Below are 23,063 nucleotides of genomic sequence, written 5' to 3' on the forward strand. Positions count from 1 at the left end.
GCTGCCAGGACAGGCAGCGGGCGTCGAACGGCTGCCCCGCCCGCGGGCGGGGCAGGATCGGGCTGTCCTCGACCCTCCGGCGTCGGTCCGAGCCGGGCGGCCCGTGGTCACCGGCCCTCAGGTCGGCATTGAGAGTGGTGTAGGCGTCGACGGTCTTGCCGATCACTCGGATCGCCGGTTGGGCGGCGAGCCCGAACCGTTCCCGCAGCCGAGTACGCCGGCCACATCCGCCGTGAGGACCAGAAGCGCCCGCAGTGAACGACCGCAACGCGGCCTGGAGTCTCAGGAACGACTCCTCTCGGCTGTGCACGGCCGAGCTTCCGCCGATTGGAGAACCCGTTGAAGCCGTCGGGATTCGACGACGTCCTGCCGCTGACGCCGTTGCAGGAGGGCATGCTCTTCCATGCCCTGTACGACCGGCAGGCCGTGGACGTCTACCACACCCAGCTGGCGGTGGACCTGGACGGCGAGCTGGACGCGGCCAGGCTGCGGGCGGCGGCGGAGCAGGTGCTGGCCCGGCACGGGAACCTGCGCGCCGGGTTCCGGACCAGCCGGTCCGGACAGCCGATCCAGGTGGTGCACCGCGAGGTCGCGCTGCCGTGGCGGGAGATCGACCTGACCGGCGCGGATCCGGCCGAGCTGGACCGTGTCCAGGCCGCCGACCGCGCCGAGCGGTTCGACCTGGTCCGGCCGCCGCTGCTGCGGGCCACGCTGATCCGCACCGGCGCCGCCGGCCACCGGCTGCTGCTGACCAACCACCACATCCTGCTCGACGGCTGGTCGGCGCCGCTGCTGGTGCACGAGCTGCTCCAGATCTACGAGGGCGGCACGCCGCCGCGTGCGGCGCCGTTCAAGGACTACCTGGCCTGGCTGTCCAAACAGGACACCGCGGCCGCGGAGGCGGCGTGGCGGACCGCGCTGGCCGGATTCGAGGAGCCGACGCTGGTCCGGCCGTCCGATCCCGGCCGGGCGCCGGACCTGCCCGAGCGGGTCTACCTGCGGCTGCCGCTGCCCGAGCTCGGCCGGGCGGCCCGCGCCGCCGACCTGACGCTGAACACTGTCGTGCAGGGCGTGTGGGCGATCGCGCTGGGTGAGCTGACCGGCCGGGACGACGTGGTCTTCGGCGCCACCGTCTCCGGCCGCCCGCCGGAGGTCCCCGGCATCGACACGATGATCGGCCTGTTCATCAACGCGGTGCCGGTGCGGGTCCGGCTCGACCTCCGATCGTCCCTTGTGGACAACCTGCGTGTGCTGCAGTCGGCGCAGTCCCGGCTGCTGGCCCATCAGCACCTCGGCCTGACCGCGATTCAGCGGGCGGCCGGGCTGGGCGAGCTGTTCGACACCATGACGGTGTTCGAGAACTACCCGGTCGGCGAACCGGACGACGAGCCGGCCGGCCCGCTGCGGGTGCGCGAGGTGTCCGGCGGCGGCGCGACGCACTATCCGCTCAGCCTGATCACGCAGGCCGCCGAGGACGAACTGGTGCTGCGCCTGGACTATCGCACCGACCTGTTCGAGCCGGCCGAGGTGCGGCGGCTCGGCGAGCGGCTGACCCGCCTGCTGACCGAGTTCGTCGAGCGACCGGATGTTCCGCTGGCCCGGCTGGATCGGCTGACGTCCGACCAGCGCCAGCAGATGGTGGTGGACTGGAACGACACCGCGACCGGCGCGCCGGAGACCACGCTGGTGGCGCTGCTGGAACAGCAGGCGCGGCGTAGCCCGCAGGCCGTCGCCGTCGTGGCGGACGGCGTCGAGGTGACCTTTGCCGAGCTGCACGCGCGGGCGAACCGATTGGCGCACAGCCTGATCGCGCGGGGCGCGGGCCCGGAGCGGACCGTCGGCGTCCGGATGTCACGGTCGGTCGACCTCGTCGTGGCGATGCTGGCGGTGCTCAAGTCCGGCGCCGCGTACCTGCCGCTGGATCCGGAGTACCCGGCCGAGCGGCTCGCCATGATCACCGATCAGGCGAGGCCGGTGGTCGTGCTGACCGATGCCGCCGCGGACGGCGACGACCGGGCTCCCGACGTCCCGCTGGATCCGCGCAGTCCCGCCTACGTGCTGTTCACCTCCGGCTCGACCGGGCGTCCCAAGGGGGTCGTCGTCCCGCACGGTGCGGTGGCCACCCGGATGCGGGGCATGCAGGAGCAGTTCGGGCTCACCGCGAGCGACCGGGTGCTGCAGAAGACGCCGTTCACCTTCGACGTGTCGGTGTGGGAGTTCTTCTGGCCGCTGACCACCGGCGCCACTCTCGTGCTGGCCCGGCCGGACGGCCACCGCGATCCCCGGTACCTGGCCGAGGTGATCCGCACGGAGCGGATCACGACGGCGCACTTCGTGCCGGCCATGCTGACCCTGTTCCTCCAGGAGGAGGTCGACGGAGCGACGCTGCGGCGGGTGTTCTGCGGCGGCGACGTGCTCACCGAGCAGCTGCGCCGGCAGTTCCAATCGACGGTGCCGGCCCAGTTGGTGAACGGTTACGGCCCGACTGAGGCGACGGTCGACGTCACCTTCGCACCCGCCCCGCCGACCGGTGCGTCCCCGATCGGCGGCCCGGTCGCCGACACCCGCCTGTACGTGCTGGACGCCGCGTTGCGGCCGGTGCCGGTCGGCGTCGCCGGCGAGCTGTACATCGCCGGCGCTCAGCTGGCCCGGGGCTACCTCGGCGACCCGGCCCGGTCCGCGTCGAGTTTCGTGGCCGACCCGTTCGGCGCGCCGGGGGAGCGGATGTACCGCTCCGGCGACCTCGCGCGGTGGCGTGACGACGGCCAGCTGGAGTTCGTGGGCCGGGTCGACCACCAGGTCAAGGTGCGCGGGTTCCGCATCGAGCTCGGCGAGATCGACGCCGTGCTGGCCGAGCATCCGGCGGTGTCCCAGGTCGCCACGGTCGTCCGCGAGGACCAGCCCGGCGACAAGCGGATCGTCGCCTACGTGGTCGGCGAGACGGGGGAGCTGCGGGCGTGGCTGTCGCGCCGGCTGCCGGAGTACATGCTGCCCACGGCTTTTGTCGCGCTGGACGAGCTGCCGCTCACCACCAGCGGCAAGCTGGACCGCTCCGCGTTGCCCGCGCCCGAGTTCGGTCCGACCACTGCCGGTCGTGCCAGCCGCAACCCGGCCGAGGAGATCCTGTGCGGGCTGTTCGCCGACGTGCTCGGGCTGGCCAGGGTCGGTGTCCGGGACAGCTTCTTCGATCTCGGCGGGCACTCGCTGCTGGCCACCAGGCTGATCAGCCGGGTCCGCTCGGCGTTCGGCGTCGAGCTGCCGATCCGCGCGCTGTTCGAGTCGCCGACGGCGGCCGGTCTCGCGGCCCGGCTGGACGATCACGGCCAGGCCCGGACCGCGCTGGCCCGGCAGCCACGACCGGAGCGGGTGCCGCTGTCCTTCGGGCAGCAGCGCCTGTGGTTCCTGCACCGGCTCGACGGCGCCGCGGCCAACTTCAACATCCCGGTCGTGTTGCGGCTGTCCGGTGAACTCGACCGCGAGGCGCTGGCCGCCGCCGTCACCGACGTCGTCGGCCGGCACGAGACGCTGCGGACCGTGTTCGCCGAGCACGACGGCACCGCCCACCAGCACGTGCTGGGTCCGTCGTCGGTGCGGCTGCACGTCGTGCGCACCGACGAGGCGGCATCGGCCGAGCAGGTGCGAATCGCCGCGCAGCACGCGTTCGAGCTCGACCACGAGCCGCCGCTGCGGGTGACCTTGTTCGAGTCGGCTCCCGGCGAGCACATCCTGTTGCTGCTGCTGCACCACATCGCCAGTGACGGCTGGTCGCAGGCGCCGTTGCTGGCCGACCTGGCATCGGCCTATCGGGCCCGGCTCGCCGGCGATGCTCCACAGTGGAGCGATCTGCCCGTCCAGTACGCGGACTACACGCTGTGGCAGCAGGAGATCCTCGGCGCGGAGGGCGACCCGGACAGCGTGGTGTCCACGCAGCTCAACCACTGGCGGGCCGCGCTGGCCGGCCTGCCGGAGCAGTTGGAGCTGCCCGCCGACCGCCCGCGCCCGGCCGTCGCCGACAACCGCGGCGACGTGGTGGACCTCGATCTGCCCGTCCCGGTGCACCAGAACCTGGTCGCGCTGGCCCGCCGCACCAACTCGACCCTGTTCATGATCGTTCAGGCCGCGCTGGCCGCGCTGCTGACCAGGTTGGGCGCGGGCGCCGACATCCCGATCGGCACCGCGGTCGCCGGACGCACCGACGAGGCACTCGACGACCTGGTCGGCTTTTTCGTCAACACCCTGGTGCTGCGCAACGACATCTCGGGAAACCCGACGTTCCTGGAGCTGGTGCGGCGGGTCCGGCAGACCGACCTCGCCGCGTTCGCCCACCAGGACGTGCCGTTCGAGCGCCTGGTCGACGTGCTCAACCCGGTCCGGTCGCTGGCCTTCCATCCGCTGTTCCAGGTGATGCTGACGTTCCACAACAACGTCGACGCGGACCTGGAACTGGCCGGTTTGACCGTGCGCGCGGACCGTGCCGGCACCAGTGTGTCCAAAGTAGACCTCTCGTTCCACGCCGCCGAGTCGGAGTCCGACGGCGTCAGGCTGGCGCTGGAGTACGCCACCAGCCTGTTCGACCGGGACACCGCCCGCGCGCTGCTCGCGCGGCTCGCCCGCGTGCTGGAACTGGTCGCCGCCGAACCGGACCGGCGGGTCGAGCAGCTGGACGTGCTGCTGCCCTCGGAACGGCACAACGTGGTCACGGGGTGGAACGACACGGCGATCGAGGTCGCCGACGCGACGCTGCCGGCGGCGTTCGAGGCGCAGGTGGCCCGCACGCCGGACGCCCCAGCGGTGGTGTTCGGGGCCGACGAGCTGAGTTACGCCGAGCTGAACGCCCGCGCCAACCGGCTGGCCCGGCACCTGGTCGACCGCGGCGTCGGGCCGGAGCGGTTCGTCGCCGTCGCGATGCCGCGGTCGACCGACCTGGTGGTCGCGCTGCTCGCCGTGCTCAAGGCCGGCGGCGCCTACCTGCCCGTGGACACGTCGTACCCGGCCGACCGGATCGAGTTCATGCTGGCCGACGTCGAGCCGGTGCTGATGCTGACCGGGATCGAGGACCATCTCGACGACTCCGGCCGCGAACGGGCCGGCCACGACCTGACCGACGCCGACCGGATCGCCCCGCTGCGCACGGCCAACCCGGCGTTCGTGATCTTCACGTCGGGGTCGACCGGCCGCCCCAAGGGCGTGGTGGTCGAACACCGCTCGCTCAACGTCTACCTGTCCTGGACGCGGCAGGCGTACCGGAGCGTGGCCGGCCGGGCCCTGGTGCACTCGCCGGTGTCCTTCGACCTGACCGCGACCGGCCTGTTCGCCCCGCTGACCTCCGGCGGCTGCTGCCATCTGGTCGAGCTGGACGAGACCCCGGCCTCGACCGCCGGGCTGGTCCGGCCGACCTTCGTCAAGGCCACCCCCAGCCACCTGTCGCTGCTGCTCGCGCTGCCCGAGTCGGTGTCGCCGACCGGGCAGCTGGTGCTCGGCGGCGAGTCGCTGATGGGGGAGGTGCTCGACGAGTGGCGCCGCCGCCACCCGGGCGTGACCGTGGTCAACGAGTACGGCCCGACCGAGACCACGGTCGGCTGCACCGAGTTCCGCATCGAGCCCGGCGATCCGGTGCCGGGCGGCGTGATCACCATCGGCAAGCCGATCTGGAACACGCAGATGTACGTGCTGGACGCGGCGCTGCGGCCGGTGCCGGTCGGCGTCGCCGGCGAGCTCTACATCGCCGGTGACCTGGTCACGCGGGGCTACAACCGGCGTCCCGGCCTGACCTCGGGCCGGTTCGTGGCCAACCGGTTCGGCCGGCCGGGGCAGCGGATGTACCGCTCCGGCGACCTGGCCCGGTGGACCGGCTCGGGCCGGCTGGAGTTCATCGCCCGGGTCGACGACCAGGTCAAGCTGCGCGGGTTCCGGATCGAGCTCGGCGAGGTCGAGTCCGTGCTGGGCCAGCACCCCGACGTGGTGCAGGCGGCGGCGATCGTGCGCGAGGACCAGCCCGGCGACCGGCGGCTGGTCGCCTACGTCGTCGGCGCCGCCGATGCCGGCGAGGTGCGGGCGTTCGCGGCCGAGCGGCTGCCGGAGTACATGGTGCCGGCCGCGGTCGTGTCGCTGGACGCGCTGCCGGTGACCGCCAACCGGAAACTGGACCGCAAGGCGTTGCCGGCGCCCAGCTTCGAGACCGAGACGACCAGCCGCACGCCCCGCACGCCGGCCGAGCAAGTCCTCTGTGGACTGTTCGCGGACGTGCTCGGCGTCGAACGGGTCGGTGTCGACGACAGCTTCTTCGACCTCGGCGGCCATTCGCTGCTGGCCACCAAGCTGGTCAGCAAGGTCCGCACCGCGTTCAGCGCCGAGCTGCCGCTGCGCGCGGTGTTCGAGAACCCGACGGTCGCCGGGTTGGCGCAGCGGCTGGCCGGAGCCGACCAGGCCCGCAAGGCGCTGACCGCCGGGCCGCGCCCGCGGCGGCTGCCGCTGTCGTTCGCCCAGCGCCGGCTGTGGTTCCTCAACCGGTTGGAGGGGCCGAGCGCCACCTACAACGTTCCCTTGGTGCTTCGACTGCGCGGGCGACTCGACCGGAACGCGCTGCGCGCCGCCATCGCCGACGTGGTCGGGCGACACGAGGCGCTGCGCACGGTCTTCCCCGAGGTCGACGGCGAGCCGTGCCAGCTCGTGCTGGACACGGTGCCGGAGCTGCTCACCGGTGCGGTCTCGGTCGAGGCCGCCGTTCGCCACCTGTTCGATCTCGACGCCGGCCCGCTGCTGCGCGCGACGCTGTTCGACGACGGGCCGGACGAGCACACGCTGTTGCTGCTGGTGCACCACATCGTCAGCGACGGCTGGTCGCTGGGACCGCTCAGCGCCGATCTCGCCTCCGCGTACTCGGCCCGTGTCGCCGGACACGCGCCACAGTGGACGCCGCTGCCCGTGCAGTACGCGGACTACACGCTGTGGCAGCAGGAACTGCTCGGCGGCGAGGACGAGCCGGGCAGCGCGATGCACCGGCAGCTGCAACACTGGCGCACCGCGCTCGCCGGTCTCCCGGACCTGATCGAGCTGCCGGGCGCCCGGCCCCGCCCGGCCGTGCTCAGCCACGAGGGCGACCTGGTCGAGCTCAGGATCGACGCCGATGTCCACAGTGGACTGGTCGAACTGGCGCGACGGACCGGCAGCACGGTGTTCATGGTCGTGCAGGCCGCGATCGCCACCCTGCTGACCAGGCTGGGCGCGGGCACCGACATCCCGATCGGCACCCCGGTCGCCGGCCGCACCGACGAGGCGCTGGACGACCTGGTCGGGTTTTTCGTCAACACCCTGGTGCTGCGCACCGTCACCGCCGGCGACCCGACGTTCGCCGAGCTGCTCGGCCGGGTCCGGGCGTTCGACCTCGCGGCGTACGCCTGCCAGGACGTGCCGTTCGAACGGCTCGTCGAGGTGCTCAACCCCACCCGGTCGCTCTCGCACGACCCGCTGTTCCAGGTGATGCTGGCATTCCAGAACAACGCCGAGCCGGACCTCGAACTGGCCGGCCTGGCGGTCGAGGGCGACGCGGAGAGCACCGGCGTGGCCAAGGCCGACCTGTCGTTCAACCTCCAGGAGACGCACACCGCCGACGGCCGTCCGGCCGGCATCGAAGGCACGCTCGGCTTCACCACCGACCTGTTCGAGCCGGCCACCGCCGCCGGCCTCGCGCAGCGGCTCGGCCGGGTGCTCACGGCCGTGGCCGCCGACGCGGACCAGCCGATCAGCCGGATCGACCTGCTCTCGCCGGCCGAACGGCGCCGGGTTCTGGTGGAGTGGAACGACACCGCGCCGGACGCGCCGGACGTGACACTGCCGGCGCTCATCGAGGCCCAGGCGGCGCGGACACCGGACGCGACCGCGGTGATCTTCGAGGGCCGCGAGACCAGCTATGCCGAGCTGAACGCCCGTGCGAACGGGCTGGCCCGCCGGCTGATCGCCGACGGCGTCGGGCCGGAGCGGTTCGTCGCGCTGGCCATGCCCCGATCCGACGACATGGTCGTCGCGGTGCTGGCGATCCTCAAGGCCGGCGGCGCCTACCTGCCGGTCGACCCGTCATACCCGGCGGACCGGATCGAGTTCATGCTCGGCGACGCCAGGCCGGTGCTGACGCTGACCGGTATCGACTGCGAGCCTGACGAGCGGAACCCGACCGACGCCGATCGGCTCGCGCCGCTCACTCCGGACAACGCGGCGTATGTGATCTACACGTCCGGTTCGACCGGCCGGCCCAAGGGCGTGGTCGTGCCGCAGCGTGGTGTGGTCGAGCTCGCCGCCTGGGCGGTCGCCGATCTCGGCTCCGAGGCGCTGTCCCGGGTGCTGGCCGCGACCTCGCTCAACTTCGACGTCTCGGCGTTCGAGATGTTCGCGCCGCTGTCCTGCGGCGGATCCATCGAGGTCGTCCGGGACCTGCTGGCGCTGGCCGAACGTCCGTGGCACGGCAGCCTGATCAGCGCCGTGCCGTCCGCGCTGGCCCAGGTGCTCGCGGCCGGCACGGCCGATACCCGGGCCAAGTTCGTCGTGCTCGCCGGGGAAGGGCTGTCCTTGCCGACCGCCCGCGCGATCGCCGCCGCGGTGCCCGGCGCCGTGCTGGCCAACATCTACGGCCCGACCGAGGCGACCGTCTACGCCACCGCGTGGCACGCCGAGGGCGAGATCGAGCAGGCGCCGCCGATCGGCCGGCCGATCACCGGCACCAAGTCGTACGTGCTCGACGCCTCGCTGCGGCCGGTGCCGCCGGGCGCCACCGGCGAGCTGTACCTGGCCGGATCCGGGCTGGCGCGTGGATACCTGAACCGCCCGGGGCTGACCGCGCAGCGGTTCGTCGCGGACCCGTACGGCGCGCCGGGCAGCCGCCTCTACCGCACCGGCGACCTGGTCCGCTGGTCGGCCGACGGCAACGTGGAATTCCTCGGCCGCGCCGACGACCAGGTCAAGGTGCGCGGGTTCCGGATCGAGCTGGGCGAGGTGGAAGCCGCCCTCACCAGCCATCCGGACGTGGCGCGGACGGCGGTGCTGGTCCGTGAGGACGCGCCGGGGGACAAGCGGCTGGTGGCCTACGTGGTGCCCAACGGCGACGGTGTCTCGCAGCTGCGCGAGCACCTGGCCGGGTTGCTGCCGGACTACATGGTGCCGTCGGCGTTCGTGGTGCTGGAGGCGCTGCCGCTCAACCCCAACGGCAAGCTCGACCGCCGAGCGCTGCCGGCGCCGGAGTTCAGCGTCGGCGGACGCCGGGCTCGCTCGGCGCGTGAGGAAGTCCTCTGTGGGCTGTTCGCCGAGGTGCTCGGCGTGGACCGGGTTGGTGTCGACGACGGATTCTTCGACCTGGGCGGCCACTCGCTGCTGGCGACCAGGTTGGTGAGCCGGATCAGGACCGTGCTCGGCACGGATCTCGCGGTGCGCGCCCTGTTCCAGGCGCCGACCGTGGCGCAGCTGATCGAACAGCTGGACGGCGGCGTCGGCAGCGGCGGCTATGACGTGCTGTTGCCGTTGCGCACCAAGGGCAGCCGGCCGCCGCTGTTCTGCGCCCACCCGTCGATCGGGCTGAGCTGGTGCTACTCCGGCCTGCTGCGCCATATCGAGGACCGGCCGGTCTACGGCCTGCAGGTCCGCGGTCTTGGTGGGCCGGCGCCGCTGCCCGAGACGTTGGACGACCTCGTCGCCGACTATGTCGAGCAGCTGCGGGCGGTGCAGCCGACGGGGCCGTACCACCTGCTCGGCTACTCGCTGGGCGGCAACATCGTGCACGCGATCGCCACGCGGCTGCAGGCGTCGGGAGAAGATGTCGCCCGGCTGGTCGTGCTGGACGCCAGCCCGGAACAGGTCGACCTGGACGACGACGCCGTGCTGGCCCGGCTCTACGCCGACCTCCACGACGGCGACCTGCCGGACGTGGCCACGCAGCGAGCCGCCGCGCTGGCGTTCCTGCGGGACATGGCAGTGGAGGACGCCTCGCAAACCCAGCTCGACGCCGTCGTCAACAGCATCCGGGTCACGCGGGCGTACGAACCCGTGCCGTTCAAGGGCGATGTGCTGCTGGTGACCTCGACGTCGTCGGACCCGCTCGCGCTGGCCCAGCGGTGGCAGCCCTATGTGGACGGCCGGGTCGAGCTGGCCGGGATGGCGTGCTCGCACCAGGACATGCTCGACGCCGACCAGTTGCCGGTGCTCGCGGACATCCTCGAAACACGATCGATATGGGGCCAATAAGGCCGATGGCTAGCGTCGGAGTCATGCTGGATTCGGACAGGTTCGTCGTCGAGTCGCCGTACGTGCGCCGGGCGCGGCGGTCGGACTGGAAGGTCCGGCTGGTCTGCTTCCCCCACGCCGGCGCCGGCGCCTCCAACTACGCCGACTGGCCGGCGCTGCTGCCGCCGGAGATCGAGCTGATCGCGGTGCAGCTGCCCGGCCGCGAGGACCGGATCACCGAGAAGCCGCTGACCCAGGTGTCCACCGTCGTGCGGACGGTGGGCCTGGCGCTGCGGCCGTACCTGCGAGGCTCGCTCGCCTTCTTCGGGCACAGCGGCGGCGCGCTGCTGGCGTACGAGTTGGGCCGGGCGCTGCACCAGCGCGGCGGGGCACGGCTGGCGCACCTGTTCGTGTCCAGCCAGCCCGCGCCGGACTACCCGCTGGCGGCCGAGCCGTTGCACGCCCTGCCGGACGAGCAGTTCCTGGCCGCCGTGCGGGCGCTGGGCGGCACCGACGAGTCCACCTTCGCCAACCACGACCTGATGCGCATGCTGCTGCCCGGGCTGCGGGCGGACTTCGCGTTGTGCGAGAACCACCGCTTCGCTCCGGGAGCGCCTCTCGACACGCCGATCACCGCGTTCGGCACCGAACACGACGACCGCGCGCCGGTCGACGGCCTGCACGCGTGGCGGGCGCACACCACGCGTGAGTTCGACACCCGGCTGTTCACCGGCGACCACTTCTACCTCGGCGGCGCCGCGGCCGAGGTCACGGCGGCGATCTCCGACGCCCTCCTCAGTGGCGTCCCGGTCAACTAGGAGGCCTGCACGATGTCAGAGGTGGATTCCACGCTGCTGGCCGAGTTCCGCGCCGCGGTCGAGGCGGTGCCCGGAGTCGATCGGGCGTTGCCCGTGGTGCGCCAGGAGGTTCGCAAGGCGCCCCGTCCGACGCCGAAGAAGTCCACTGTGGACGTCAAGCGGACGGAGCCGGTCGCCGGTCCGCCCGCCGAGGTCTACGGGGGAGAACTGCCGCGGGCTGCCGAGGATCCGTCGACGCTGCAGGAGGCGCTGGCCGCCGCCGCGCGACTGGCCCCGGACAAGGGCATCGTCTACATCGCCGCCGACGGCTCCGAGGACTTCCAGAGCTACCCGCGGCTGCTGGCCGACGCGCAGCGGGCGCTCACCGGGTTGCGGCGCACCGGCATCCGCCCGGGCGAGGCCGTGCTGTTCCAGTTCGCCGACAAGCGCAACTTCTACACCGCGTTCTGGGCCTGCGTTCTGGGCGGGTACGTGCCCTCCCCGGTGGCCACACCGCTGGGCTACGACCGCGAGAACGCGGTGACCAGGAAACTGCGCAGCAGCTGGGAACTGCTCGACCGGCCGCTGATCGTGACCGACGAGCGGCTGACCTCGGCCGTGCGTGGGCTGTCGGTGCTGTGGGACGTGGAAGACCTGCGGGTGGAACCGCTGGAGGCGCTGGCCTCGGGAGCGGAGTCCACCGACTGGCACCCCGCCCGGCCGGACGATCCGGCCGTGCACGTGCTGACCTCCGGCAGCACCGGCATCCCCAAGTGCGTGCGGCACGCGCACCGCTCGATGCTGGACCGGACCAAGGGCGCGGCCCTGCTCAACGGGTTCACCTCCGACGACGTCTCGCTGAGCTGGATGCCTTCGGACCACGTCGGCGGTGTCATCGCCTACAACGTGGGCAACGTGGTGCTGCGCCACCAGCACGTGAACGCCGAGATCGAGGCGTTCCTGGCCGACCCGCCGGTCTGGCTGGACTGGGTGCACCGGCACCGGGTGACCAACACCTGGGCCCCCAACTTCGCGTTCTCCCTGGTGGCCGAGCGCGTCACCGAGATCGCCGGGCGGGACTGGGACCTCAGCTGCCTGCGGCACATCTGCAGCGGCGGCGAGGCGGTGGTCAGCCGCACGGTGCACCGGTTCCTGGAGCTGCTGACCCCGTTCGGCCTGCCGGCGACCGCGGTGCAGCCCAGCTTCGGCATGTCCGAGGTGTCGGCCGGGGTCACCTACTCGGCGCTGTCGGCCGCGGACGACACGGTCGGCACCCTGTGCGTGGACAAGGCGACGCTGTCCGGGGGACTGCGCTTCGCCCGCCCCGGCGATCCGGACACGATCACCTTCACCGACCTCGGCCCGCCGCTGCCCGGCGTGCGGCTGCGGATTGTGGACGACTCGTCCACCGTGCTGCCCGAGGACCACATCGGACGGTTGCAGATCAGCGGCGCCACGGTGATGACCGGCTACCACCGCAACCCGGAGGCCAACGCGGCGTCGTTCACCGCCGACGGTTGGTTCACCACCGGCGACCTGGGATTCCTGCACGATGGCCGGCTCACCCTGACCGGCCGGGAGAACGACCTGATCATCATCCAGGGCGCCAACTACCTCAGCTACGACATCGAGTCGATCGTCGAGCAGGTCGAGGGCACGGAGGTCACGTTCGCGGCCGCCTGCGCGTACAGCGAGCCGGGCACCGAGACCGACAAGCTGCTGGTGTTCTTCGTGCCCACCTCGGAGTGGATCTCCGACCAGCGCGACACGGTCGAGCGGATCCGGGCGAAGCTGGCCCGGGAGATCGGCCTGCAGCCCGACCACGTGATCCCGGTCGACCGCGCGGAGTTCCCGAAGACCACCAGCGGCAAGATCCAGCGCACGCCGCTGCTGGCCGACTTCCGCAACGGCCGTTTCGACGACGTGCTGCGGGAACTGGAGGACGGCCAGGAGCCCGACGGCGCGCTGCCGGACTGGTTCTTCGCCAAGGCGTGGCTGCCCGAGCCGGTCGAACCGGTGTCCGAGGCGCCGACCGGCGCCTGGCTGCTGACCGCCGACAGCGCGGGTCTCGCGGACGAGCTCCGGGCTGTGCTGCCCGATCTCGTGGTGGGGCGGTCTGCCGACGGTCCGGTCGCCGGCGTGATCCACGTAGTCGAGGGTTCCTCGGCTCGGGACGTGGTCTTCCCGGTTCTGGAGACGCTGCAAGGCCAACCGGGTCCAATCGTGTTGGTGCTCACCGAGAACGGCGTGTGGGCCGAGCCGGGGGACCGTGTCGATGTCGCCAAGGCCGCGCTGCCCGGCTTGATCCGCACCGCGGTGGCCGAGCGGACGGTTCCGTTGCTGCGCATGATCGACGCCGCTCGCGAGCACTGGGCGAGCGCGGTGGCGGCGGAACTGCGTGCGCCGGCCGGCGCCGATTTGGTGGCCTATCGCGACGGCCGACGGCTGGTGCCCAGGCTGCGACCGGTTCGCCCCGAGCCGGAGCTGCCGTCGGCGCTGGTCGCGGGGGGCACGTACCTGATCACCGGTGGCCTCGGCGGCCTCGGGCACGAGGTGTCCCAGTACCTGCTGGCCGCCTATCAGGTCAGGCTGCTGCTGATCGGCCGCTCGCCGGCCGGCGAGAAGCTGGCCGACCTGCGTGAACTCGGCGACGTCGACTACCGCCAGGTGGACGTCTCGGACGGCGACGCGCTGCGGGCCGTGGTGGCTGAGGCCGAGCTGCGCTGGGGCCGCAGGCTCGATGGCGTGCTGCATCTGGCCGGCTCGGACATGTCCGCCCACGGCAGCCGACTCGAACAGCACACCGTCGCCCGCGAGTCGACCGCCGCGTTCGACGAGGTCTACCGGCCCAAGGTGGACGGCACGCTCGCGCTCGCCGACCTGCTCGAGGACCGCCCGGACACGCTGCTGGTGCTGTTCTCCTCGGTCAACGGGGACTTCGGCGGCAGCTCGTTCGGCGCCTACTCCTCGGCCAACAGCTTCCTCAACGGGTTCGCCGACCACTGGGGCCGCGAACGCGGCCGACCGGTGTGCAGCCTGGCGTGGAGCATGTGGACCGACGTCGGCATGAACCAGGGCGCGATGGCCGCCGCCGCGAGGTCCAGGGGCTTCCTCGGCATCGACGCCTCGACGGGACTCGAGTCCCTGCTGGCCGCCCTGCCGCTCGGGCATCCGCACCTGCTGATCGGCTTGGACGGCCGCAACGACAACGTGATCCGGGAACTCGCGCCCGGCCAGCTCCGGGGCGCGGAAGTCGTCGTCGCGTACACCGCGGACCCGGCCGTCACCCCCGAGCGGCTCCGCACCGAGCTGGCTGCCGCCGCCGGCCGGCTGCCGCTGCCGGTGCGGTTCCTCGCGATGCCGGCGATTCCCGACGATCCGGCCGAGGTGCTGGCGGCCGCGCTGGCCGCGGCGCCCCGCCGGGGACGGCCCTTCGTCGCCCCGGCCACCGACCTGGAACGGCGGCTGGCCGCGGTGTGGAGCGAGGTGCTCGGACGGACCGAGATCGGCCGGGACGACCTCTTCTTCGACCTGGGCGGCAGTTCGCTGCGCGCCACCCAGCTGGTGGCCCGGATCAACGCCGCGCTGGACGGCCAGCTGTTCGCGCACCAGCTCTACGAGAACCCAACGGTCGGCCAGCTGGCCGAGGTGTTGGCCAAGCAGGAAAGGAATGCCACACCGTGACCAATCCCTTCGAGGACGCCGACGGGCGATACCTCGCGCTCGTCAACGACGAGGGCCAGTACTCGCTGTGGCCCGCCTTCGTGGAGGTGCCGGCCGGCTGGACCGTCGCCCGTGAAGAGGGCACTCGCCAGGAGTGCTTGGACCACATCGAGCAGAACTGGACCGACATGCGGCCGCTGAGCCTGGTCCGCGAGATGGACGGGACGCCGGCATGAGGAAGGCTCTTACCGCCGGATTGTCCGCGCTCGCCCTGCTGACGCTGGGCAGCGGCGTGGCCACGGCCGCCGGCAACCCGACCTGGACCGTGCCGGCGTTCGAGAACGTGACCGGTGGCGGCACCTACTGGCTGACCACGGAACAGAACCCCGACGCCACGCCCGGCGTCAAGGAGACGGTCCTCCACCTCCGCGGCTCGCTGGTGAGCACGGCCGGCAGCGGCTGCCGGTTCCTGTTCATGCAGAACCGCTTCATCGTCCAGGATGTGCGTCCCGCCCAGGCGATGTCGCCGCAGATCTGCGGCTCGGCCACCCACACCGTGACGATCGACCACTGGATCTTCGCCGACGGCATCATGCCGATCACCGTCCAGATCTGCGACGGGGACGTCTACCACTGTGGCGCGGCGAGCCAGCTCGCCTACTAGCGGGAAAAGTCTTCGATAACGATCCAAAACAACGGGCGGATAGCGTCGTGGGGAGACCGGTGGAAAGGGGACAGGCGTGACATCGTCAGGTGACAGCCGCGAGTTCTGGCGCGGTGTGGTGACCGCCGGCGGGTATGCGGCGATTCCCCGTTGGTCCGAACAGGACGGTCGCGGCGTCGCGGAGCACGTCCTGGACGTGCCGGCGGAGACCGCCGCGGCGGTGCGCGGCCTCGCCGGCGAGCTGTCGGTGCCGGTCTTCGCCGTGCTGCTCGCCGCGCACGCCAAGGTGATCGCCGCGCTGACCGGCGAGACCGAGGTGGTCACCGGGATCCTGCGCTCGTTGCCCTGTCGGATCACGGTTTCCGACGGAACCTGGCGAGACCTCGTGGCGAGCGCGGCTCGGATCGGCGCGCTCGTCGAGCAGCACGGCGCGTACGACGTCGAGGCGTTGCGCCGCGAACTCGGCCTCACGACGGCGGCCTTCGAGACCGCCCTGGGCGGCGACCTCACGCCGGACGTCGTGCTGTCGGTCTCCGTCGACGACGACATCACCCGGCTGCGGCTGAACTACCGCACCGATGTCGTCGACACCGAGTTCGCGGCCAGGGTCGCCGGCTACCACCTGACCGCGCTGCGACTGCCGACCGCGGGCCCGGACGAGGCCCACCACCGCCAGAGCCTGTTGTCCTGGCAGGAAAGGAAGTTCCAGATCGACGGCCTGGCCGGCCCGGTCCGGGACCTGCCCGACGCGCGCTTCCACGAGCTGTTCGAGCGCCAGGTGCGGCAGACACCGGGCGCGGTGGCCGCGATGCACGGCGACCGGACCTGGACCTACGCCGAGCTGAACCGGCGAGCCAACCGGATCGGCCGAGCCCTGCTGGCCAGGGGAGTGGGCCGCGAGGACGTCGTCGCCGTGGTCACCGAGCGCAACCTCGACTGGATGGCCTCGGTCATCGCGATTTTCAAGGCAGGGGCCTGCTATCTGCCGATCGAGCCGCACTTCCCGGCCGACCGCGTCGCCGTCACCGTCTCCCGCAGCGGCTGCCGCCTGGTGCTCACCGAGGCCGGCAGCTCCGCGTCCGTGGACCAGGCGCTGACGCTGCTGCCCGACGCCGTGCGGGTCGAGGTCGCCGAGATCTACGCCGAGGCGCACGAGGACACCGACCTGGGCGTGCGGGTCGAGGCCGACCAGCTCGCCTACATCTACTTCACCTCCGGCTCCACCGGCCAGCCCAAGGGCGCCATGTGCGAGCACGCGGGCATGCTCAACCACCTGCTGGCCAAGATCGAGGACCTGGAGATCGGGCCGGACCAGGTGGTCGCGCAGACCGCGCCGCAGTGCTTCGACATCTCGCTGTGGCAGCTGGTCTCCGCGCTGCTGGTCGGCGGCCGCACGCTGATCGTCGAGCAGGAGGTCATCCTCGACGTCGAGCGGTTCGTGGACCGGATCGACGACGTCGGCGTCACCGTCATGCAGCTGGTGCCGTCCTACCTCGAGGTCGTGCTGTCCTATCTGGAGCAGCGGCCCCGCGAGCTGCCGCGGCTGAGGTACGTGTCGGCCACCGGCGAGGCGCTGAAGAAGGAGCTGGTGCAGCGCTGGTTCGCCAGCAAGCCGGACGTCCGGCTGGTCAACGCCTACGGGCTGACCGAGACCTCCGACGACACCAACCACGAGGTCATGGACCGGGTGCCGGACCGGGACCGGGTGCCGCTCGGCCCGGCCGTGCGCAATGTGCGGGTGCTGGTCGTGGACGACAACCTCGAACCGGTGCCGCTCGGCGCTCCCGGCGAGATCGTCTTCTCCGGCGTGTGCGTGGGCCGCGGTTACGTCAACGATCCCGAGCGCACCGCCGCCGCGTTCCGCCGGCACAACGGCGAGCGGATCTACCGTGCCGGCGACTTCGGCCGCTGGCTGCCCGAGGGCAAGCTGGAGTTCCTCGGCCGCCGGGACGCCCAGGTGAAGATCCGGGGCTTCCGGATCGAGATCGGCGAGATCGAGAACCAGCTGCTGCGCGTGCCCGGCGTGCGGGACGGCGCGGTCGTGGTGACCGAGAACGCCGGCGGCGCCAAGCAACTGGTCGCGTTCTACGCGGCGGACGAGCCGCTGCCGGTGGAACTGCTGCGCGGCACACTGGCCAAGGCGTTGCCGGAGTACATGGTGCCCGGAGTCGCGCACTGGCGGCAGTCGCTGCCGCTGACCGCGAACAGCAAGATCGACAAGAAGGCGCTGACCGCGCTCGCCGCGGAACTGGAGCAGGCCGTCGACAGCGGCGACCACCGGGCGCCGCGGACCGAGACCGAACGGCGGCTGGCCGCCGCCTGGGCCGAGGTGCTGGGCGTGCCGGTCGACCAGATCGGCCGCGACGACCACTTCTTCGACCGGGGAGGCACCTCGCTGTCGGCGGTGCGGTTGGCGATCAGGCTGGACCGGGCCGTGTCGCTCAAGGACCTCGTCGGCGCTCCGCTGCTGTCCGACCTCGCCGACGTCATCGACGGACGGGTGCGGCAGAACACCGGCCTGCTGCACGAGCTCGGCAAGGTCGATCGTCCGGTCGCCACGCTGGTGTGCTTCCCCTACGCCGCCGGCAACGCGGTGAACTACCAGCCGATGGCCCGCGAACTGCGCGCCGCCGGTATCGCGGTGTACGCCGTCGAGCTGCCCGGCCACGACGTCACCAAGGACGGCGAGCCCTTCGTCGGCATCGACCAGGTCACCGACCGGATCGCCGCCGAGATCCGCCGGCGCGGGCTGACGTCGGTGCAGCTGTGGGGCCACTCGTCGGGCACGGCATTCGCCGTCGAGACCGCTCGCAAGCTCGGCGCCGACGTGCGGCGGGTGTTCGTGGCGGCGCAACAGCCGGGCGACAAGGCCGAGCGGGAGCAGTGGATCGAGGCGCTCCATCGGCGCACCGACGCCGAGTTGGCCGCCGGGCTGAGCACCGACAACGGCTACGCCGGGTTGAGTGAGCTGGACAGCCGGCAGGCGCGGCGGGTCGGCGCCGCCTACCGGCAGGACTGCCTGGACGCGAGTCACTTCTTCCTGCGCGCGCTGACCGACCCGGACTCGGTGCGGCTGGACTGCCCGGTGACGGTGGTGCTCGCCGCGCACGACTCGAGCACGCCGGACGTCGAACAGGCGCGGCAGCAGTGGTCGCAGCTGGCCGCCGACGTCGAGGTGCACCAGCTGCCCGAGGGCGGCCACCACTTCCCGCGCACCCATCCGGACCTGGCGGCCGAGGCGGTCGCCCGACACGCGGCACTGACCCCGCACCCCTGACGAGCAGAGAGAGGCACTGATCATGGACATCGCCGTGGAGGACGGCAGGCCCGCGATCGTGCGGGCCACCAGTGGGCACGCCGCCGACTGGGCCGCCGAGCACCGCGAGCCGCTGCTGGCCGCGGTGGCCGAGCACGGCGCGGTGCTGGTGCGCGGTCTCGGCCTGCGTGACGCCGACCAGGTGGGCGCGGTGTACCGGAACCTGGCCGACACGCTGATGGCGGAGAAGGAGGCGTTCGCGCCCCGGTGGACCTACTCCGACGGGGTGTACTCCTCCTCGAAGTGGCCGCCCAACCAGCCGATGTGCATGCATCACGAGCTGAGCTACGCCACCGAGTTCCCGGGCACGATGCTGTTCGCCTGCCTGAGCGCGCCCACCAGCGGCGGCGCCACCGCGGTCGCCGACGCCGCCGCGGTGCTGGCCGGCCTGCCACAGGACCTGGTCGACCGGTTCGCCGCCGTGGGCTGGACGCTGACCCGCAGCTACAACGACGAGGTCGGCGTCCCGTGGTCGGAGGCGTTCGGCACGCAGGACCGCGCCGCCGTCGAGTTGTACTGCCGGCGCAACGGGATCAGCTTCGACTGGCAGCCCGACAACGGCTTGCGCACTTCGCAGCTGCGGTCCTCGGTGATCACCCACCCGGTCGGCGGGCAGCGGGTCTGGTTCAACCAGATCGCCTTCCTCAACGAGTGGACGATGGCCCCGGAGGTGCGCGAGTACCTGGTCGCCGTCTACGGCCAGGAGGCGCTGCCGTTCAACACGCGGCTGGGCGACGGCGAGCCGATCGGCGAGGACGTCGTGCAGCTGATCAACAAGGTGTACGACGCCAACACGCTGCGGGAGCCGTGGCAGCCCGGCGACCTGATGCTGGTGGACAACATCCGGATGGCGCACAGCCGGGAGCCCTACGAGGGACCGCGCGAGATCGTCGTCGGCATGGCCGATCCGGTCGCGCTGACGGCGTGCGCCCCCACCGTCACCCCTGAGATCCAGGAGTCATGAATGCCTGACACGGCACCGTCGTTCGCGGTGATCTCCGGCGCCCAGGTGCACCGGGCGCTGGACGGCAACCACAAGCAGGTCGTCGAGCTGGTCGAGGCGGCCTACCGGCTGCACGGCGACGGCGACTCGGTCAACCCGCCGTCGTACTTCCTGCGCTTCCCGGACCGGCCCAGCTCCCGGATCATCGCGCTGCCCGCCTCCATCGGCGGCGAGATCGGCGTGGACGGGATCAAGTGGATCTCCAGCTTCCCGGAGAACGTGGCGGCCGGCATCCCGCGCGCCTCGGCGGTGCTGATCCTCAACGACCACGACACCGGCTACCCGTTCGCCTGCCTGGAGAGCTCCATCATCAGCGCGACCCGGACGGCGGCCTCGGCCGCGCTGGCCGCGGACTGGCTGACCAGGGACCGGGGCCGGCCGGGACGGGTCGGCTTCATCGGCACCGGGCTGATCGCGCGCTACATCCACGAGTACCTGGCCGGCACCGGCTGGAGCTTCGACGAGATCGGCGTGCACGACCTGTCCGCCGAGCACGCGGCCGGCTTCAGCGGCGCGCTGGAGCGCTCCGGTTCGACCGCGCGAATCACAGTGCACGACACGGCGGAGAGCCTGATCCGGTCCAGCGACGTCGTGGTGTTCGCGACCGTCGCCGGCGAGCCCTACGTGCACGACGCGGACTGGTTCTCGCACAACCCCCTGGTGCTGCACGTGTCCCTGCGCGACCTCGCGCCCGAGGTGCTGCTGGGCGCGGTCAACCTCGTCGACGACGTCGACCACTGCCTGAAGGCCAACACCTCGCCGCACCTGGTCGAGCAGCGGGTCGGCAACCGCGAGTTCCTGCTCGGGACGCTGGCCGACGTGATGACCGGCCGGGTCGAGGTGCCCGCCGACCGCCCGGTGATCTTCTCGCCGTTCGGTCTCGGCGTGCTCGACCTCGCGGTCGGCAAGTTCGTCTACGACCAGGTGCGGCGCGGCGGCGAGCTGGCCGTCGTCGAGGACTTCTTCCACGAGCTGCGCCGCTACGGCTGACGGCTCGGCCAGCCAGTTCCCGCCCCAACCGGCCGACGGGTGCGCCCCGCCGGTCATCCGATTCCGCTCACCGGCACGTCTGGCGCACCCGGTGGACAGAGAGGCGCACGGCGTGCCGATCATCACCACCCCGCACGAGTACAACGAAGAAGAGCTCTACATCGACCTGCGCCCGATCTTCGGGCAGTCGCTGTACCTCAAGTGCGAGGCCTTCAACTTCGCCGGCTCGATCAAGCTCAAGGCCGCCGCCGAGATGGTCGCGGCGGCCGAGCGGGACGGCCTGCTCCGGCCGGGCTCGACGCTGGTCGAGTCCTCCTCGGGCAATCTCGGCGTGGCGTTGAGCATGCTCGCCGCCAGCCGGGGCTACGGCTTCGTCTGCGTCACCGACTCGCGCTGCAACCTGTCGACCCGGCGATTGATGGAATCGCTGGGCGCACAGGTGCACGTGGTCACCGAGCCGGACGCGGACGGCGGGTTCCTCGGCGCGCGGATCGCCTACGTGCGGGCGTTGTGCGCGGCCGACAACAAGTACCTGTGGCTCAACCAGTACGCCAATCCGAACAACTGGAAGGCGCACTTCCGCCGCACGGCGCCCGCGATCGCCCGCCAGTTCCCGAGCCTGGACGTGTTGTTCGTCGGCGCCGGCACGACCGGGACCCTGATGGGCTGCGCGCGCTTCTTCCGGGAATGGCGGCGGCCGGTGCGCGTGGTGGCGATCGACAGCGTCGGCTCCGTGACCTTCGGCGGACCGCCCAGCCGCCGGATGATTCCCGGCCTGGGCACCAGTGTTCGTCCGCAGCTGCTCGACGAGTCCTTTGTGGACGAGGTCGTGCACGTGCCCGAGGTGGACACCGTGCGGGCCTGCCACCAGCTGGCCCGGCGGGGTTTCGTGTTCGGCGGCTCGACCGGGACGGTGGTCAGCGGGGCGACCAGGTGGCTGGCCGAGCACGACGCCGGCCCCGAGGTCACCGCCGTGACCATCGCGCCGGACCTGGGGGAGCGCTACCTCGACACCGTGTACCAGAGCAACTGGCTCAACGACCTCTACGGCGCCGAGGAGAACCTGCTCTCCGGCACTCGGTGAACGAGATTCTCTTCCGCTTGAACGGGGTTGCGTCGCGGTGACGCAACCCCGTTTCGCGTCAGCGCACGCCGGCGGGCACCCGCAGCTGCGCCCGGCTCAGCGCGTCCAGCAGGATGTCGTTCTCCTCCGGCGCGCCGACCGTGGCCCGCAGGCCGTGCGGGAAGGTGCGCACGATCACGCCGTTGTCCTCGCAGACCTGTCCGTAGCGGACACTGCGCTCACCCAGCGGCAGATAGACGAAGTTCGCCTCCGGGTGGGGAAAGCTCAGCCCCAGCTCGGTCAGCCGCCGTACGATCCTGGCCCGCTCACCGACGATCTCGGCGATGCGCCGCTCCACCTGTCGCTGCGCTTCCGGCTGCACGGCGGCGATCGCGGCGGCCTGCGCCATGGACGTCACCGAGAACGGCGTGATCACCTTGCCGAGCGCCTGCGCGATGGCCGGCGTGGTGACCGAGAACCCGACGCGAATGCCGGCCAGGCCGTACGCCTTGCTGAAGGTGCGCAGCACGGCCAGGTTGTCGTACTCCCGGGCCAGCTCGAGGCCGTTCGGGACGGAAGGGTCGGTGACGAATTGTCCGTACGCCTCGTCCAGCACGACGAACACGTCGTCCGGCGTCCGGTCGAGGAAGGCGCGCAGCTCCCGCTCGCCGAGCACGGTGCCGGTTGGGTTGTTGGGATTGCAGATCACCACCATGCGGGTGCGCGGCGTGATCGCGGCCGAGATCGCGTCCAGGTCGTAGGCGTGCTCGCGCAGCGGCACCTCGACCGGCCGGCCGCCGACGATCGTGGCCACGGTCGCGTACTCCTCGAACGTCGGCGAGCAGAACACCACCTCGTCGCCGCTGTCCACGGTGACCTCGGCGAGGTGCCGGAACAGCGCGAACGAGCCCGCGCCGATGCTGACGCGCTCCTGTTCCACGCCGAGCCAGTTCGCGATCGCCGGCAGCACCTCGGCGCACATCATGTCCGGATACCGGTTGGCCTCCGCGGCCGCGCGCGCGATCGCTTCGGCCACCGTCGGCAGCGGGGCGTACGGCCCTTCGTTGAAGGCCAGGTTGACCGCACGGGCGACGCCGCTCTCGAGCAACTCGGGCGGCCTGCGGCTGGGGCGGTAGGACTTCAGGTCCGCCAGCGCGGTTCGGATCTCGACGGGCATTCCAACTCCTTGTGTGGCTCGCACCACCGAACGAGTTGTGGCCCTCCGGTGGGCACCCTTGGCAGGTCCAGCCTAGGAGCGGCCCTTTTCACCCCGCTATCACAACGATTTTCGGGCGGCGGGCCGATCCCCGGCGGTCGGTCCACGGCGTGCAGGTGTGGCCAGAGCCAGCCGGAACGGACCA

10 protein-coding genes are annotated in these 23,063 nt (G+C 71.9%); 9 read left to right on the plus strand and 1 reads right to left on the minus strand.

Features of this window, described 5'->3' with window-relative positions; all coding sequences use genetic code 11:
• Positions 1-327: 327 nt before the first annotated feature.
• The 9 genes from AB0M73_RS28040 to sbnA all read left to right on the plus strand — a co-directional run bounded on the left by AB0M73_RS28040 (position 328) and on the right by sbnA (position 21,723).
• Positions 328-10,227, plus strand: a complete 9,900-nt coding sequence (locus AB0M73_RS28040; protein WP_363896285.1) for an amino acid adenylation domain-containing protein — start codon at positions 328-330, stop codon at positions 10,225-10,227.
• A gap of 23 nt (positions 10,228-10,250) precedes the next feature.
• Positions 10,251-11,024 (plus strand): thioesterase domain-containing protein, encoded by a 774-nt coding sequence (locus AB0M73_RS28045; protein ID WP_363896287.1) that lies wholly within the window; start codon positions 10,251-10,253, stop codon positions 11,022-11,024.
• A gap of 12 nt (positions 11,025-11,036) precedes the next feature.
• Positions 11,037-14,687: an SDR family NAD(P)-dependent oxidoreductase gene (locus AB0M73_RS28050; protein WP_363896290.1), complete on the plus strand. Its 3,651-nt coding sequence runs from the start codon at positions 11,037-11,039 to the stop codon at positions 14,685-14,687.
• Positions 14,684-14,902, plus strand: a complete 219-nt coding sequence (locus tag AB0M73_RS28055; protein ID WP_363896293.1) for an MbtH family protein — start codon at positions 14,684-14,686, stop codon at positions 14,900-14,902. Before AB0M73_RS28050 ends, AB0M73_RS28055 begins: the two co-directional genes overlap by 4 nt.
• On the plus strand, positions 14,899-15,330 hold the full coding sequence (locus AB0M73_RS28060) for a hypothetical protein (RefSeq protein ID WP_363896296.1): 432 nt from the start codon (positions 14,899-14,901) through the stop codon (positions 15,328-15,330). Before AB0M73_RS28055 ends, AB0M73_RS28060 begins: the two co-directional genes overlap by 4 nt.
• Positions 15,331-15,406: 76 nt before the next feature.
• Complete coding sequence (locus tag AB0M73_RS28065; protein WP_363896299.1) at positions 15,407-18,607, plus strand: amino acid adenylation domain-containing protein; 3,201 nt, start codon at positions 15,407-15,409, stop codon at positions 18,605-18,607.
• 22 nt (positions 18,608-18,629) lie between these two features.
• On the plus strand, positions 18,630-19,610 hold the full coding sequence (locus AB0M73_RS28070; protein ID WP_363896302.1) for a TauD/TfdA family dioxygenase: 981 nt from the start codon (positions 18,630-18,632) through the stop codon (positions 19,608-19,610).
• A complete protein-coding gene (sbnB, locus tag AB0M73_RS28075) occupies positions 19,611-20,639 on the plus strand; it encodes a 2,3-diaminopropionate biosynthesis protein SbnB (RefSeq protein ID WP_363896305.1) in 1,029 nt (342 codons plus the stop codon).
• 112 nt (positions 20,640-20,751) lie between these two features.
• Positions 20,752-21,723: a 2,3-diaminopropionate biosynthesis protein SbnA gene (gene sbnA, locus AB0M73_RS28080; protein WP_363896326.1), complete on the plus strand. Its 972-nt coding sequence runs from the start codon at positions 20,752-20,754 to the stop codon at positions 21,721-21,723.
• 58 nt (positions 21,724-21,781) lie between these two features.
• Here the strand turns inward: sbnA and hisC are convergent, their stop codons facing one another.
• Positions 21,782-22,879, minus strand: coding sequence for a histidinol-phosphate transaminase (gene hisC / locus AB0M73_RS28085; protein WP_363896308.1), 1,098 nt, complete (start codon positions 22,877-22,879; stop codon positions 21,782-21,784).
• Positions 22,880-23,063 lie beyond the last annotated feature (184 nt).

The sequence above is a fragment of the Kutzneria sp. NPDC051319 genome (assembly GCF_040682195.1).
GTDB lineage: Bacteria > Actinomycetota > Actinomycetes > Mycobacteriales > Pseudonocardiaceae > Kutzneria.

Bases quoted from the DNA above. Each gene is read 5' to 3' on its own strand.
- AB0M73_RS28060 (WP_363896296.1), top strand. From the start codon at position 14,899: ATGAGGAAGGCTCTTACCGCCGGATTGTCCGCGCTCGCCCTGCTGACG.
- AB0M73_RS28050 (WP_363896290.1), top strand. From the start codon at position 11,037: ATGTCAGAGGTGGATTCCACGCTGCTGGCCGAGTTCCGCGCCGCGGTC.
- AB0M73_RS28045 (WP_363896287.1), top strand. From the start codon at position 10,251: ATGCTGGATTCGGACAGGTTCGTCGTCGAGTCGCCGTACGTGCGCCGG.
- AB0M73_RS28070 (WP_363896302.1), top strand. From the start codon at position 18,630: ATGGACATCGCCGTGGAGGACGGCAGGCCCGCGATCGTGCGGGCCACC.
- hisC (WP_363896308.1), bottom strand. From the start codon at position 22,879: ATGCCCGTCGAGATCCGAACCGCGCTGGCGGACCTGAAGTCCTACCGC.
- sbnB (WP_363896305.1), top strand. From the start codon at position 19,611: ATGCCTGACACGGCACCGTCGTTCGCGGTGATCTCCGGCGCCCAGGTG.